This window comes from Streptomyces sp. NPDC001002, assembly GCF_053599215.1.
Map to the genome: position 1 here is coordinate 22689 of NZ_JBSFLV010000030.1, position 14511 is coordinate 37199.

Here is a 14511-nt window from a genome sequence, read left to right on the forward strand (position 1 = left end):
GCAGTGCCGTCCCGCGTCTGACGGAATGCCCGATCACCCCGGCCCGCGCCGCTCGGGGCCCGCTCCGGGTGGGAAGGGTGAGGCGACGACGACCGCGACGACCGACGAGGAGGTTCCCATGGTGAACGTGACCGACAGGCGGGGCGGGACTACGACGTCCAAAGAGGACGACGGTTGGGGTCTGGCCGGAAACGGGTGACGCCCCGGTGATGGACAACCGCAAATGCATGCGTGTCGGTGTGGTCTTCCCGCACCTGGAGATCGGCCCGGATCCGGGAGCCGTCCGGGACTGGGCCCAGGCCGTGGAGGACCTCGGCTTCCGGCATGTGGTCGCCTTCGACCACGTGCTGGGCGCCGGCACCGGCACCCGGCCCGGCTGGTACGGCTTCAGCAGCGAGGACCTCTTCCACGAGGTCTTCGTGCTGTTCGGCTTCCTCGCCGCGGCCACCCGCACCCTCGAACTCGCCACCGGCGTCCTGGTGCTGCCGCAGCGGCAGACCGCCCTGGTGGCCAAGCAGGCCGCCGAGGTGGACGTGCTCAGCGACGGCCGGCTGCGCCTGGGCGTCGGCATCGGCTGGAACCGGGTGGAGTACGACGCCCTGGGCATGTCGTTCGCCGACCGGGGCGCCCGCTGCGCCGAACAGGTCGAGCTGCTGCGGGCGTTGTGGGCGCGGCCCACGGTCAGCTTCGACGGCCGCTGGCACCGGGTGGACGACGCGGGCATCCGGCCCAGGCCGGTGCGCGGCACGATCCCGGTGTGGTTCGGCGGCAGCGCGGAGCCGGTGCTGCGCCGGGCCGGCGAACTGGGCGACGGCTGGCTGCCGGAGCGCCCGCCGGACGAGACGGCCCGCGCGATGGTGGGCCGGGTACGGTCCTACGCGCTGGGCGCCGGGCGCGATCCGACCGAGCTCGGCGTCGAGGCCCGGCTGGTCCTCTCGGAGGTGCCGGAGCCCAAGTGGCCGGACTTCGTGGCGGGTTGGCGCGACCTGGGGGCGACCCACCTGTGCCTGAACACGATGGGCCTGGGCCTGGCCACCGCCGACGACCACATCCGGATGCTGCACAGCACCCTGCGCGATCTGGGCCCCGTGGCGGGGAGATGAGCCGTACGGCGTTGCCACTGCCGGCCGCTTCCCCACCGACCGTGCCCCTATCGCCCGTACTCCTCGGCGAGGAACCGGATCGTCTGGTCGACGAAGACCCGCATCTCGCGGGTGAGGTTCTTGCCGCGGCGCCAGGCGAGCTGGGTGAACACCTCGAAGGGGATCTCCCAGTCGAGTTTCACGAGCAGGCCCGCGTCCAGGGCGTCCTGGACGGTGGCGGTGGGCAGCAGGCTGATGCCGAGCCCCGCGGCCACCCCGCGCTTGATGGACTCGCTGGTGCCGAACTCCAGGAAGGGCAGCGCCTCTCCGGTGCCGTCGTTCAACTCGGCCTCGAACAGCTCGCGGTAGGCGCAGCCGGCCTCGGCGGAGATGACCTGGGTGCGGCGCAGCTCCTCCGTGGTGACCTTGGGCAGCCGGGTGAGCGGGTGGTCGGGGGCGGCGACGACGCTGAGGGGTTCGGAGCCGAGGACCTCGGTCTGCACGCCGGGATGGCTCGTCTCGGCCTCCATCAGGAAGCCCATGTCGAACATGCCCTGGCGCAGCGCGTGACAGGTCTCGGCGCACAGGCTGGGCCGCAGCACGATGTGCAGGGCCGGATAGCGGTGGTGGAAGAACTCCAGCAGGGGCGGCATGCGATAGGAGGTGATGGACTCCATCGAGCCGACGGTGAGGACGCCGGCGGGGTCGCCGGTGCCGACGGTGGCGCCGCGCGCCTCGCCCGCCAGGGCGAGCATCTGCTCGGCGTAGGGCAGGAGCCGCTGGCCCGCCTCGGTCAGTTGTATGCGGCCGCCGAGGCGGTCGAAGAGGTCCACTCCGAGCGACATCTCCAGCCCTTTGATCTGGCTGGTGACGCTGGATTGTGCGTACTTCAGCTCGGTGGCCGCCTTCGAGAAGCTCAGCAGCGTGGCCACTTTGTGGAACGCCGCCAGCTGCCTGATATCCATGGTCCACTCCCTTTATGGGTCGACTCCGGATGGATTTCTCGTGCCGGTTCCGGTCCCAGTTCTACGGTGCCGGTCCTCCGGTGCCGTTTCTCTTTCCAGGAGAACACCGGGCCGCCCGGGAACGCCATGTCCCCGGGTTGTCACCTAGCGGCCAACGGCGTCATTTAGCGGCCAGTCCGGTGAGGTCGGCGTCGAATTCGGCGTCGGAGACGAGGCCTTGACGGCCAATCATGAGCCCCGCCTGGAAACGGCTCACGGCGCCCATTTCCTCCATGATCGCGGAGATGTGGCGGCGGCAGGTGCGGGTCGCCATGCCGAGCCGGCGGGCGATCACCTCGTCCTTCAGGCCCAGTGCCATGAGGCGGATGATGGACATCCGTACCTCCTCCGCGAGTTGGTGGTACTCGTCGGGCCGGCCGTCGGCCTCCCAGGGGCGGCCGATCTGCCACACGGCCTCGAAGGACCGGCAGAGATAGCCGACCAGGGTGGGTTCGGTGACGACGGCGGCGCCCGGGGGGCGGCTGTCGGGCCGCTCCTTGGGGATGAAGGCGACCTTGCGGTCGTAGACGATGAGCCGCTCGGAGAGGTCCTCGACGGTGCGGACCTCGGCGCCGCGGCGGGTGATCTCCTGCACGTAGGTGCGGGTGGCGAGGCTGGTGCGGGCGGTGTGCTGGTACAGGATGCGTACCCGCACACCGCGGCGCAGCAGTTCGAGGGTGTGCTCCCGGTCGGCCTCCAGGAGTTCGGGGGGCCGACCGCCGCCGGACTGCAGGCTCATGCGCTCCTCGGCGCAGCCGTACCGGGCGCGGTCGATCTCCCGGCGCACCTCCTCGAAGTCGTCGAGGACGATGATGGGCACCTCGTCGGCACTGCCGTCGCGGCGGGTGCGGTAGGTCGCGGCCAGTGAGCGCAGCTCCTGCTGGATCCGGGCGATCTCCCGGCGGCGCCGGGCGACCGCGACCTCCAGCGGGGTGACGAGTTCGGCCTCCGCGACCTCGGGGTCCAGCGGGACGACGGGGCGGCCGGGCAACTCCGGGCTCAGCAGCCGCAGTTCCTGCAGCGCCTTGCGGATCCGGGTGACCGCGCCGGGCTCCGCGCCGAGTTCGGCGGCGATCTCCTCGTCCACGAACCGCCCGTGGTCCAGGGCGATTTCGTACGCCCGGACCGCGAGGTCGCCCAGAAGAGGAATGCCGTCGGACAACTCGTCACCCTTCCCCGTCACTTCGCCCGATCGCGGCGGGCGCGTGGGTGTGCCTTTTCCACCCTAGGACACCTGGACCGCCCCGAAGTCCTGGCAGCCGTCCGCGCATTCGACAACGTCATCTCGGGGGCTCAGTAGTGCACGCGCCGGTCCTCCGGGGTCGCGCGGTAGCGCACGCTCCACAGGTTGCGCCGGATGTAGGTCCGTTGCAGCCAGCGGTCCCGGCCGTCGTAACGCGCCTGGAACACGGAACGGGCGTGCACGCCCTTGCGGTTGTTGATGAGCAGGGCCTGGCCCGGGCTGAGCCGGACCTCGTCGGCGGCCACCCGGCAGGCCTGCCGCAGCGCCTCCAGGGCCGCCGTCGCGCCGCGGGTCAGCGGGCGCGTGCCGTTGGCGGAGACGGCGATCTCCGGGAAGCGGGCCGCGCCGCTGAGGATCGGCACCGGTTCGGAGAGCACCTCGTCGCCCTCGGCGACGTCCCGGGTGTAACTGCCGGGCGCGTTCAGCCGGAACAGCGGGCTGCGCAGGGTGTCGACGACGGTGTCGGGCAGCGCCGCGCAGATCGCCCGGGCGTCCGCGTAGTACGTGACGGCGTCGCCGTCGGGTGCGCCGCGCAGGCAGTTGAGCACCAGGAAGTCGGGGTTGGCGAGGTCGTAGCGGCCGATGGCGTCGTAGGTGATGTCGCTGTGGAAGTTGAGGAAGACCGCGGAGCCCTGGTTGGTCTGTGCGTGCGCTCCCTGCGGGACGGGGACGACGTCGTGGACGATCCGGCCGTCCTTCTCGGTCAGGACGCCGATCGGTTCGCCGAGCAGTCCGGTGAGGCCGAGCAGCACCCCCTCGGCGACGAAGCTGGTGCGGTCCTGCGCGGGTCCGCCGTCGACCGGGGTCGGCGGCAGCTCCGCGTCTCTGGGCAGATTGCGGACCAGCATCAGACCGGGCGCGTCGTTGTGCCGGCCGAAGTCGATGATCTGTTGCAGCAGGGGCGTGGGCAGGTCCGCGAAGGCCTGGTGGTAGCGGGTCAGTGCGCGGTCGACGTCCGCCGCCGGGTCGGGCAGCGGGCGCAGCCGGGCGCCGAGGGCGTCGCGGACGGGATCGGTCAGCGCGAGGTCGGCGAAGGTCAAGGCGTCACACTCCGGCGAGTTGCGGCTGCGGGGCCGCGGGGCCCGCGCTCGGCAGGTCGATGGTGTCGTGCAGTCGCTGGGCCAGGTGCAGGGCGTCCTCGCCGTCCCCGGCGATGTGCGTGACGACCTTGGAGCCGCGGATCTCGGCCACCGGAACCCCCACGTACGTACCGGGTTTGAGGTTCTGGCGGCGTTGCACCTCCTCCAGGTCGACGAACCCGCCGACCACCGCGACCCACGGTTTCTCGGTGAGCCGCACGGTGTCGATGCCGGCCGCGTGGAAGAGGCCGTGCGCGATGTCGGCGGCGTCGTCGGAGTCGTAACCGAGCACCACCGAGCGCTGGTTGAAGACGATGGCGGTGAGCTGGTTGCCCTCCCGGCTGATCGTCGTGCCCTGGGTGAAGGGGGCGCGGTTGTAGCGGCAGACGATCTCGATGTTGTGCCGCAGGGCGAGTTGGACCGCGCGCCGGTGCAGCACCTTGGCGCCGTACAGGGACATCAGCGCCGCCATGTTGAAGGAGACGTGCGGCAGCATCCGGGCCCCGCGCACCAGGTGCGGGTCGGAGGTGTAGATGCCGTCGACGTCGGAGTGGATCTCGCAGGAGCCGCCGCCTGCTGCGCGCGCGACGGCGATCGCGGACAGGTCGGAGCTGTTCTTGCCCAGCCAGGTGGGCCGCCGTTGCGCGTCCACGGCCTGTCCGCCGGGCACGACCACGACCTCGTACTCCTGGAGGGAGCGGCTCAGCGGTCCGGGGTCGGTCTCGATCACCCGGGCCCACAGGAACGCGGAGTTGGTGGTCAGCCCGACCTGGTGGCCGGCCAGCACGGTGGCGCTGCGGCCCCTGCGGTGCAGGGCGGTGGCCAGCAGATGGGCGCTGATCAGGTCGGCGGTGGCGAGCATGCCGGCCGAAGTGGCGTCCTCGGGATGGAGGTTGACGTCGTGCAGCCGGCCGCGCAGTTGCTCGGTCTCCCCCGACATGGCGCTGACCACGACGGCCAGCCGGCGTCCCTCGGTGTCCAGCCGGCGTTCCAGGCCGGCCGCGAGGTCGTCGTAGGAGGAGTGCGAACGGAAGGTGGAGCCGCCGAACTTGAGAATGGCGGTGTCGCTCACAGCAACCCCCGGTCGAGGACGTACTCGGCGATCTGGACGGCGTTGAGGGCGGCCCCGATCCGCACGTTGTCGGCGACCAGCCAGAGCCAGAAGCCGCGCGGATTGTGCGGGGCGACGCGGATGCGGCCGACGTGCACGTGGTCGGGCTCGCCCGCGCTGCGCGGAGTCGGGAAGCCGCCCAGGGCGTCCTTGTCGTGGACGGTGACCTCGGGCAACTCGGCGAGGCGCGCGACGAGTTCGGCGCGGTCGAGGGGCTCGGTGGCCTCGACCCAGACCGCCTCGGAGTGGGAGTTGACCACGGGCACGCGGACGCAGGTGGTGGTGACGTCGAGGTGCGGCAGGCCGAGGATCTTGCGGGACTCCTGGAGCATCTTCTGCTCCTCCATGGTGAACCCGGTGTCCAGCAGCTTGTCGATGAACGGCACGACGTTGAAGGCGAGCGCCGGCTTGAAGCGGTCGGCGGGGAGTTCGGCGTCGGGGTCGCTGAGCGCGAGGGCGCTGCCCTCGCGCAGTTCCGCGATGCCGTGCTGGCCCTGTCCGGAGGCCGCCTGATACGTACTGACGACGACCTGGCGGATGCCCCAGCGCTGTTCGACGGTCTGGAGCAGCCGCACCAGCGGGATGGTCGAGCAGTTCGGGTTGGCGATGATCCCGCTCGCCGGGCGGCCCGCGAGCAGGACGTCGGCGTTGACCTGGGGCACCACCAGCGGGGTGTCCGGGTCCATGCGGAAGGCGTTGGTGTTGTCGATGACCAGGGCGCCCTGCGCGGCGGCGGGCCGGGCCCACTTCTCACTGACGGAGGTGCCCGCGGAGAAGAACGCCAGGTCCACGTCCGAGAAGTCGAACCCGTCGAGGTCCTCGACCACTTGGGAGCGGCCGTCGACCTCGACGGTGCGTCCTGCCGAGCGGGCGGAGGCGGCGAGCCGGACGCCGCGGTGGCGCAGTCCGCGCGAACCGATCAGCTCGATCAGGGTGTTGCCTACGGCGCCGGTGGCGCCGGCGATCGCGATCCGCGGGGCCGCGGGGTCGCTGACGTAAGTCATCGGGGTTCTCCGATCCGGGTGAGCGCGGCAGGCGAGGAGTCGTCCCGGGAGGGGCGGCGCCCGAAGGCCGGCAGCAGGTGCCAGCCGAGGTTCACGCCGAGGCCCGCCAGGACGATCAGCGGGATGCCCAGGGCCTGGAGCAGCGAGATGTGGTGCCCGTAGACCGTGAAGTCGACGAGGATCGCCACGGCCGGGTAGACGAAGGACAGCACCGCGATCCTCGCGGTGGGCAGCTTCTGGTACGAGGCGTACAGCAGGATGTAGAGCAGACAGGTGTGGATCACGCCGAGCCCGACCAGCCAGGCCCAGTCGGCGCCGAGTCCGGCGGTCCGGCTGAGCGCGGTGAAGGGCAGCAGCAGCGGGATGCCGACGGACGCCTGGGTGAAGGCGGTGATCTCGGGGCGGATCGACGTCAGGTGCTTGGCGATGACGGTCGCGAAGGCGTACAGCAGCGCGGCGAGCAGCGCCTGGCCGACACCCAGGAGATACGTTCCTCCGTTGGCGCCGGTGGCCGAGCCGAGGTCGGCGACCAGCACCACACCGGCGAAGGCGAGCAGGATCCAGCCGGCCTGGTGGCGGTCGAGGCGCTCCTTGAACAGGATCAGGCCGAGCAGCACGACGTAGAACGGCTGGGTGTGGTAGACGACGGTGGCCACCGAGATGGACGTCTTGCTGTAGGAGCTGAACAGCAGCACCCAGTTGAAGACGATGCACACACCGCCGAGCACCGCGAGCGCGAAGGTGCGGCGGGTGAAGTTGTGCGTCTTGAACAGACCGCGGGCCAGACAGTACGCGCCGAGGGCGAGGGCGCCGAAGACGCAGCGGAAGAAGACCACGTTGAAGCTCGGCTGGCCCGACTCCAGGACGAAGACGCCCAAGGTGCCCGACAGGACCATCGCGGCGGTTAACTCCAACGCCCCTCTGGTCTGCTGTCGGTTGGTGGGAGTGGTCACGGTCGGTACCTCGTCTCCGGTCGCGTGTGGGGGTCAGTGCAGGGGCACGGCGTAGTGCAGACCGCCTCTGGTCCACAGCTCGTTGGGACCGCGGGGCACGTCCAGCCCCGAGGAGTGGCCGAGGTTGCGCTCGTACAGCTCGGCGTAGCTGCCGACGGCGTCCAGGACCCGGGCCGCCCAGTCCTCGTCGAGTCCGGCGGCGGGGCCGTGCCGGCCGGCCTGGCGGGCGACGGCGGCGCGGCCGGGGAAGCCGTCGCGGTGGGTCTCGTACTCGGCGGCGAACAGGAGTTGCAGGACCCAGCGGCAGACGCGGAACCAGCGGGGGTCGTCGTCGCGCACGACGGCGGCCATGGGTTCGCGGGAGATCTCCGCGGGCAGGATGCGGTGCGCCTCGGGGTCGGGCAGGGTGCGGCGGGCGCCGGCCAGGGCGACCTTGTCGAGGACGTACGCGGCGCAGTCGCCGGCCGCGTACGCGTGCAGGGCCTCCTGCGGGTCGCCGAAGACGACCGGGGTGACCGTGAGGCCGCGCGGCCGGTACCAGTCGGCGAGGTTGTCGGGTGTGGTGGAGCCGGCGTGCACGGCAAGCCGCTGTCCGGCGAGATCGGCGGGGTCCTCGACGCCGGAGTGGACGGGTACGAGGAAGCCCTCGCCGTCGTAGCAGGTGACCCCGGCGAACAGCAGCCCGTGCGCGGCCTCGCGGCCCATGGTCCAACTGACGTTGCACACCGTCACGTCGGCCTCTCCGGCGGCGAGCCGGGTCAGCCGCGCGCCGGAGTCGGCGGGGCACCAGTCGACGGCCTCGGCGTCGTCGAGCACGGCGGCGGCGACCGCCCTGGCCACGTCGGCGTCCAGGCCGGTCCAGCGCCCCTCGGCGGTGCACAGGGACAGCCCCGGCTGGCCGCGCGAGACCAGCGCGCGCACGGCGCCGCGGGCGCGGACCTCGGCGAGGGTGTCGACGAACGCGATGCCGGGCGGCACGATCCCGCCCGCCGGTGTCATCGGCGTCGTCGGGCCGTTCACGCCGCGCTCCGCAGCAGGGAGCCCGCGATGTCCTCGCGGTCGTAACGGCGTTCGTTGTGGGACAGCATCCGGGTCAGGCGGGCCGCCGTGAGAGGGGCCGCGGCCATGGCGTCGGTGCGCGGCACCCGGACCGGCATGCCGCCGGCGCGGGACCAGGCCAGCATGCCGCGCTCGTCGATGACGGCCCTGGACTCGCCCGCGTTGTCGCGGTGCAGACAGTAGGGCACGTCCAGGACGCCCCGCGCGAAGGCGGCGACCAGGGCTTCGCCGACGGTACCGCCCAGTTCGAGGGTGGCCGCGAGCAGCGTCCGGGTCTCCTCCAGGAGGCCCGTCTCGGCGGCCGGCGGGCAGTGGGCCCGCACACAGTCGGCGGCCTCCTTGGCGGCGACGGCCGCGGCGAACTCCAGTGCCTCGACGTTCTCCTCGACCGCGGGGATGCGCCGCGCCTCGGCGGGCGTCTTGACGATGAGCCGCTCGGTACGGCTGTGCACGGCGAGCCGCACGCTGTCCTCCAGGAGCCGGAAGGAGCCGACGGGGGTGCGCGGGAAGACGCCCATGTACGTGTAGAGCGTGACGTGCCAGTCGATGTCGCCGAGGTACTCGGCGGCCAGCGAGCGCAGGGCCGCGAGGGCCTCCAAGTCCTGGCCGAGGTGGACCTGTTGGGCGTAGCTGAGGGAGACCGAGGGCAGTCCGTGCTCGCGGAAGAACATCCCCTCCAGGACGCTGAGCGCCACCAGCAGGGAGGGCGGGCAGAGTTGGCCGAGCATGCAGCCGCCGAAGGTCTCCAGGTGCATGGGGTCGGGCGCGGCGGCGGCGAGTTCGCAGCAGCGGGCCCAGTTGTCGGTGGCCTCCGGCAGCGGGACCCGGCCGTAGGGCAGGCAGTAGGAGACCGGGCCGCCCTCGGTGGCGTCGACGCCGGCGTCGACCATGATGCGGAAGAGGCTCAGCGGCAGCGGTGAGCCGTGGCGGACCTGGACCGGGAAGTTGCGGGAGCTCACCTCGTCCAGCAACTCCCGTACGGCGCCCGCCCCGTGGGCCGCGAGCGGGAAGCCGTTGAGCTCGGCGCCGTCGCGCAGGGCGCGGCGCGCGGAGTCGAAGTCCCCGACCCGGGTGTAGCTGTCGAGGGTCACGGTGCCGACGGTGGAGGCCCGGCAGTCGCGTACGGCGGTGAGTCCGGCCCGCATGCGGTCGAGCGGGCCGAAGCCCATCCGGGGCTGGACGACGAGCACGCCCGCCCCCGCCGCGGTGCGCACGAAGTCGGCGAACCGTGGCATCAGCGTGCCTCGGCCAGGGCCGCGGGCTCCCTGGGCGCGAGGTGCCCGGCCAGCGTCCGCAGGAAGGCGCCGAAGTCGGCGAGCATCCGGGCGACCGGGGCCTCGGACTCGTTGAACACCGCGTTGAATCCGGCGTCCAGCAGGCGCTCGCCGAAGCCGTCGTCGCCCCCGCGCACCCCGAGCTTGCCGCCGATCACGACGGGCAGCAGGGCGAGTTCGGGGTCTCGCCGGATGGCCCGGATGAGCCGGAGTCCGTCGAGGTGGCCGTGCCCGTTCACGGTGCTGAGGACGACGAGGTCGGGCCGGTCGGCACCGCGGCAGGCGTCCATCACGGTCGCGTCCGGAGGGCACACACCGAGATTGGTGACCTCGTGCCCCGCCTCTTCGAGGAGCAGCTGGAGGTAGACCAGGTTCCACATGTGCGCGTCGGACGAGACGCTGGAGACCACGACGCGCAGGGAGCGTTCCGGCATCGGGGTCGTAATCGGGTATTCAGACATACCCTTCACTCTTCGAATCACCAGGGGATACGTACAGCCCATTCCGAACGGAATTCCAGAAGGGGGCGATCACCATTTTCTATGCGGGTCGCCGCGGGGGCCCTTTTAAAGGGAGAAATTCCGCTCCAGGAAATCCGTGGTCACACCTGTTCGGTTGAATTCCGGATGACTCAGTATCTGTTGGTGCAGCGGAATGGTCGTGTGCACTCCGGGACCCTTCACATCGAACTCGGCGAGTGCGCGCTGGGCGCGGTCCAGGGCGGTGGCCCGGTCGGGGCCCCAGACGATGAGCTTGCCGATCATCGAGTCGTAGTAGGGGCTCACCCGGGAGCCGGGCACGTAGTCGGTGTCGACGCGGACCCAGGGGCCGCCGGGCACGCGGTAGTTCTCCAGCAGGCCGGGGGTGGGTGCGAAGTCGCGGTCCGGGTCCTCGGCGTTGATGCGGCACTCGATGGCGTGGCCGCGCACCACCACGTCCTCCTGCTTGACGGAGAGCGGGGCGCCGGAGGCCACCCGTAACTGCTCGCTCACGATGTCGACGCCGGTGACGAGTTCGGTGACCGGATGTTCCACCTGGATCCGGGCGTTCATCTCCATGAACCAGAAGGTGTCGGCGGCGGCCGGGTCGGTCTCCAGCAGGAACTCCACGGTGCCGGCGCCCCGGTAGCCGACGGCCCTGGCCCCGGCGACCGCGGCGGCGCCGAGCCGCTCGCGCAGCTCGGGCGAGATGTCCGGGCCCGGCGACTCCTCCACCAGCTTCTGGTGCCGGCGCTGCACCGAGCAGTCGCGTTCGCCCAGGTGGATCGCGCCGCCGAAGTCGTCGCACAGCACCTGGATCTCGATGTGCCGGGTGCGGGTGAGGTAGCGCTCGATGTAGACGGCGCTGTTCTTGAACACGGCCTGGGCGCCGGCCCTGGTGCGGGCGTAGGCGTCCCGCAGGTCGTCCGGACGGTGGACGACGGTGATGCCGCGTCCGCCACCGCCCGCCGCCGCCTTGATGATCACCGGGTAGCCGATCTCGCGGGCGATCTGCTCGGCGCTGTCGGCGGAGTCGACGGGTTCGGTGGTGCCGGGCAGCAGTGGCAGCCCGGCCTCGGTCATCAGCCGGCGGGCCGTGGCCTTGTCGCCGACGTTCTCCATGACGTCCGGCGGCGGGCCGATGAAGGTGACGCCGGCGTCGGCGCAGATCTCGGCGAAGTAGGGGTCCTCGGAGAGGAATCCGTAGCCGGGGTGGACGGCGTCGGCGCCGGTCCTGAGTGCGGCGCCGATGATGTTGGGGATGTTGAGGTAGCTGCGGCTGGGCGCGCCGGGCCCGATGTGCACGGACTCGTCGGCGGCCTTCACGAACCGCGCGTCGGCGTCCGGGGTGGAGTACACGGCGACCGTACGGACGCCGATGTCGCGGCAGGTCCGGATGATCCGCAGCGCGATCTCGCCGCGGTTGGCGATGAGCACCTTCTCGAACATGACGGTCCGCCTCAGCCGGCCGGGACGAGGTCGATCAGGGGCTGGTCGTACTCGACGACCTCGCCGTCCCGCACGTGGATGGCGTGCACGACACCCCGGACCTCGGCGGTGATGGAGTTGAGCAGCTTCATGGCCTCGATGACGGCGAGTTGCTGTCCGGCCTCGACGGTGTCGCCGACCTGGACGAAGGGGTCGGCGCCCGGGGAGGGGGCCTGGTAGTAGGTGCCGACGAGAGGGGCGACGACCTGGACCACTCCGGCGGGAGGCTGCTGCGTCTCCGCGGCGGGGGCCTGCGCTGGCGGGGCCGCCGACGCGGCCGGTGCGGCGGGGGCGACCGCGGCGACGGGCGCCGCCGGGGCGTTGTCCCACTCCACGTCCACGCTCAGGGATCCGGCCCGCAGCGTGATCCGCCGCAGGGTGCCGGGGAGTTCACCGGCGAGCAGGCGGGTCTGGGCCCGCAGCTGCTCCACCGTCAGGTCGGCGGTGTCCTCGGCCGTGCTGTTCAGCTCAGTGCTCATCGTGCGTCTCCCAGTCCACTACGGGCTGCAGTTGCGGATCCCCGAAGCGGTCGTACCGCCTCCGTCGGGCTGCGACGAGTTGTTCGCCGTCGAGGTCGAGCAGCGGGGCGAGGGCGTGCGCCAGGGCGTTCTTCACCGTCAGGGCGGTGGTGTGCGGGGCGGTGTGGGCGCCGTCGGGCGGTTCGGGCACGACGCCGTCGACCACGCCGAGGCGGAGCAGTTCGGAGGCGGTCAGGCGCAGCGCGTCGGCGGCGCGGTCCGCGTGTTCGGCGGTGCCGAAGAGGATCGTGGAGCAGCCTTCGGGGCTGATCACCGAGTAGTAGGCGTTCTCCAGGATCAGCACGGTGTCGGCTACGCCGAGGGCGAGGGCGCCGCCGCTGCCGCCCTCGCCGGTGACCACGGAGACCACCGGCACGCGCAGCCGGGACAGTTCGAGGATGCAGTCGGCGATGGCGACGCTCTGGCCGCGCTCCTCGGCCTCGATGCCGGGGAACGCGCCCGGGGTGTCGATGAAGTTGATCACCGGCAGCCCGAACCGGTCGGCGAACCGCATCAGCCGCAGCGCCTTGCGGTAGCCCTCGGGATTGGGCATGCCGAAGTTGCTGCGCACCAACTCGGCCGTGTCGTGGCCCTTTTGGTGCCCGAGGACGACCAGGCTCTGCCCGCCGAACCGGGCGATCCCGCCGACCAGCGCGTGGTCGTCACCGAAGGCACGGTCGCCGTGCAGCGAGACGAAGTCGTCGAAGACGTATCCGAAGTACTCCAGGGTGGTGGGTCGCCCGATGTCACGGGCCAGCGCCACGGTCTCGCGGGTGGTGCGCGTGGACGGCACCGGTGTGGTGCGGATCGCCTCGGGGCCCGTGGCGTCCGGGAGTTCGGGCAGCGACGGGCCCAACAGGGCCAGCAGTCGGGCCAGTTGCTCGCGCTGGTTCTCGCGCGGGACGACCGCGTCGATCATCCCGTGGTCCAGCAGGAACTCCGCGCTCTGGAAACCGGCCGGCAGCTCCTGGCGGATGGTGTTGCGGATGACCTGGGGTCCGGCGAAGCCGATGAGCGCGCCGGGTTCGGCGAGGATCACGTCGCCGAGCATCGCGAAGGAGGCGCTGACACCGCCGAAGGTCGGGTCGGTGTTGAGGTTGATGACGGGCAGCCGGGCCTCGCGCAGCGCGGCGACCCACTGGGCGGTCTTGGCCATCTGCATGAGTGACAGCGCGCCCTCCTGCATGCGGGCCCCGCCGGAGGCGGCGATCAGCATCAGCGGCAGCCGCCGGTCCAGCGCGTGCCGGGCCGCCGCGGCGACGGCCTCACCGACCACCGCGCCCATGCTGCCGCCCATGAACGTGAAGTCGAGGACGGCCACGACCACCGGGCGGCCGCGCACGGTCATCCGGCCGGTGAGGATCGCGTCCTGCCGGCCGGTGCGGGCCTGGGCGTCGCGCAGCCGGTCCGGGTAGGGCTTGCTGTCGCGGAAGCCGAGCAGGTCGCGTGGCGCGTAGGTGTCGGGGAACGCCTCGAAGCTGCCCGGGTCGGCGAGTTGGCCGATGCGGACGTCCGGCGGAATGCGGAAGTGGAAGCCGCACTCGGGGCAGACCTTGAGGTTGCGGTCCAGGCGCTTGCCGTAGATGAACGAACCGCAGGAGGCGCACCTGCGCCACTGCACGTCCTGCTGCGCGGCCCGGACGGGCGAGGGGACCTGTGGACTCTGCGGCACCGGTGGCATCTGCGTGCCCTGTGGAGTCTGCGGAATCTGCGGCATCTGTGGGGTCGACACGGGGGCTCCCTTCCTCTCAACTGCCGTCGCCGGACGGCACCGGAGCTGACCGCTGCGGTCGGTGCGCGGTGGCCGCGCCGAGGCCGAACGGCGGCATGTTGCGATAGACGGTGTGCGTACGCGCCGGGTCCACGACGTACGCCTCGTGGTAGATGCCGACCGCTCCGTTGTCGCCGACGGCCCGGTTGAAGCGGGCCCAGGCGGGCCGGTGTTCGGCGTCGAGGTTGTGCGCGTACGCCATCAGCTCGTCCATCGAGCGCCAGTACTGGACGACGACGACCGTGCGCGCGAGCCAGGTCCTGGCGGCGAGGAAGCCGTACTCCCGCTGCCGGTGCAGCTCGGTCAGCATGCGGATCATCGCGAGGAAGGAGGGCACCCAACGGTGCACCTTCCAGAGGCTGTTGACGCGCATGCCGATCAGGAAGACGACGGTGCCCTCCGGTGGATCGGCCACCTGGGGCACACGCTGGACCTCGACTGCCACG

General features: G+C 71.7%; 14 protein-coding genes. 1 reads left to right on the plus strand and 13 read right to left on the minus strand.

Features of this window, described 5'->3' with window-relative positions; translation table 11 throughout:
- The first annotated feature begins 227 nt into the window (after positions 1-227).
- A complete protein-coding gene (locus ACWDR3_RS16205) occupies positions 228-1103 on the plus strand; it encodes an LLM class F420-dependent oxidoreductase (RefSeq protein WP_450353120.1) in 876 nt (291 codons plus the stop codon).
- Positions 1104-1150: 47 nt separating this feature from the next.
- Here ACWDR3_RS16205 and ACWDR3_RS16210 read toward each other — a convergent pair whose 3' ends face one another.
- From ACWDR3_RS16210 to ACWDR3_RS16270, 13 genes are all read right to left on the minus strand, one after another.
- Positions 1151-2047, minus strand: a complete 897-nt coding sequence (locus ACWDR3_RS16210; RefSeq protein ID WP_124002647.1) for a LysR family transcriptional regulator — start codon at positions 2045-2047, stop codon at positions 1151-1153.
- Between the two features lie 160 nt (positions 2048-2207).
- Complete coding sequence (locus tag ACWDR3_RS16215; RefSeq protein ID WP_450353121.1) at positions 2208-3248, minus strand: LuxR C-terminal-related transcriptional regulator; 1041 nt, start codon at positions 3246-3248, stop codon at positions 2208-2210.
- Between the two features lie 131 nt (positions 3249-3379).
- Positions 3380-4369 carry a TauD/TfdA family dioxygenase gene (locus tag ACWDR3_RS16220; protein ID WP_450353122.1) on the minus strand — a complete coding sequence of 330 codons (990 nt, stop codon included), beginning with the start codon at positions 4367-4369 and terminating at the stop codon, positions 3380-3382.
- Between the two features lie 4 nt (positions 4370-4373).
- Complete coding sequence (locus ACWDR3_RS16225) at positions 4374-5480, minus strand: amino acid kinase family protein (protein WP_450353123.1); 1107 nt, start codon at positions 5478-5480, stop codon at positions 4374-4376.
- Entirely contained in the window at positions 5477-6523 is a 1047-nt protein-coding gene (locus ACWDR3_RS16230) for an aspartate-semialdehyde dehydrogenase (RefSeq protein ID WP_450353124.1), read from the minus strand. Before ACWDR3_RS16230 ends, ACWDR3_RS16225 begins: the two co-directional genes overlap by 4 nt.
- On the minus strand, positions 6520-7476 hold the full coding sequence (locus tag ACWDR3_RS16235; protein WP_450353125.1) for a DMT family transporter: 957 nt from the start codon (positions 7474-7476) through the stop codon (positions 6520-6522). Before ACWDR3_RS16235 ends, ACWDR3_RS16230 begins: the two co-directional genes overlap by 4 nt.
- A 33-nt stretch (positions 7477-7509) precedes the next feature.
- Entirely contained in the window at positions 7510-8496 is a 987-nt protein-coding gene (locus tag ACWDR3_RS16240; RefSeq protein WP_450353126.1) for an amino acid ABC transporter substrate-binding protein, read from the minus strand.
- The gene (locus tag ACWDR3_RS16245) at positions 8493-9770 is read right to left on the minus strand and encodes a methylaspartate mutase (RefSeq protein ID WP_450353127.1); all 1278 of its coding nucleotides are present in this window, start codon (positions 9768-9770) and stop codon (positions 8493-8495) included. The genes ACWDR3_RS16240 and ACWDR3_RS16245 overlap by 4 nt, the downstream gene beginning before the upstream one ends.
- A complete protein-coding gene (locus ACWDR3_RS16250; RefSeq protein WP_450353128.1) occupies positions 9770-10270 on the minus strand; it encodes a cobalamin B12-binding domain-containing protein in 501 nt (166 codons plus the stop codon). The genes ACWDR3_RS16245 and ACWDR3_RS16250 overlap by 1 nt, the downstream gene beginning before the upstream one ends.
- 105 nt (positions 10271-10375) lie before the next feature.
- Positions 10376-11737 (minus strand): acetyl-CoA carboxylase biotin carboxylase subunit, encoded by a 1362-nt coding sequence (gene accC, locus ACWDR3_RS16255; protein WP_450353129.1) that lies wholly within the window; start codon positions 11735-11737, stop codon positions 10376-10378.
- An 11-nt stretch (positions 11738-11748) separates the two neighbouring features.
- Positions 11749-12255, minus strand: a complete 507-nt coding sequence (accB, locus tag ACWDR3_RS16260) for an acetyl-CoA carboxylase biotin carboxyl carrier protein (protein WP_450353130.1) — start codon at positions 12253-12255, stop codon at positions 11749-11751.
- Positions 12245-14026, minus strand: a complete 1782-nt coding sequence (locus ACWDR3_RS16265) for an acetyl-CoA carboxylase carboxyltransferase subunit alpha (protein WP_450353131.1) — start codon at positions 14024-14026, stop codon at positions 12245-12247. Before ACWDR3_RS16265 ends, accB begins: the two co-directional genes overlap by 11 nt.
- Before the next feature lie 16 nt (positions 14027-14042).
- Positions 14043-14510 carry a DUF4188 domain-containing protein gene (locus ACWDR3_RS16270; protein ID WP_402361856.1) on the minus strand — a complete coding sequence of 156 codons (468 nt, stop codon included), beginning with the start codon at positions 14508-14510 and terminating at the stop codon, positions 14043-14045.
- Between the last annotated feature and the right edge of the window lies 1 nt (position 14511).

Coding starts and splice junctions, on each gene's coding strand:
- ACWDR3_RS16205 (WP_450353120.1), top strand. CDS start 228: ATGCGTGTCGGTGTGGTCTTCCCGCACCTGGAGATCGGCCCGGATCCG.
- ACWDR3_RS16210 (WP_124002647.1), bottom strand. CDS start 2,047: ATGGATATCAGGCAGCTGGCGGCGTTCCACAAAGTGGCCACGCTGCTG.
- ACWDR3_RS16230 (WP_450353124.1), bottom strand. CDS start 6,523: ATGACTTACGTCAGCGACCCCGCGGCCCCGCGGATCGCGATCGCCGGC.
- ACWDR3_RS16245 (WP_450353127.1), bottom strand. CDS start 9,770: ATGCCACGGTTCGCCGACTTCGTGCGCACCGCGGCGGGGGCGGGCGTG.
- ACWDR3_RS16250 (WP_450353128.1), bottom strand. CDS start 10,270: ATGTCTGAATACCCGATTACGACCCCGATGCCGGAACGCTCCCTGCGC.
- accC (WP_450353129.1), bottom strand. CDS start 11,737: ATGTTCGAGAAGGTGCTCATCGCCAACCGCGGCGAGATCGCGCTGCGG.
- accB (WP_450353130.1), bottom strand. CDS start 12,255: ATGAGCACTGAGCTGAACAGCACGGCCGAGGACACCGCCGACCTGACG.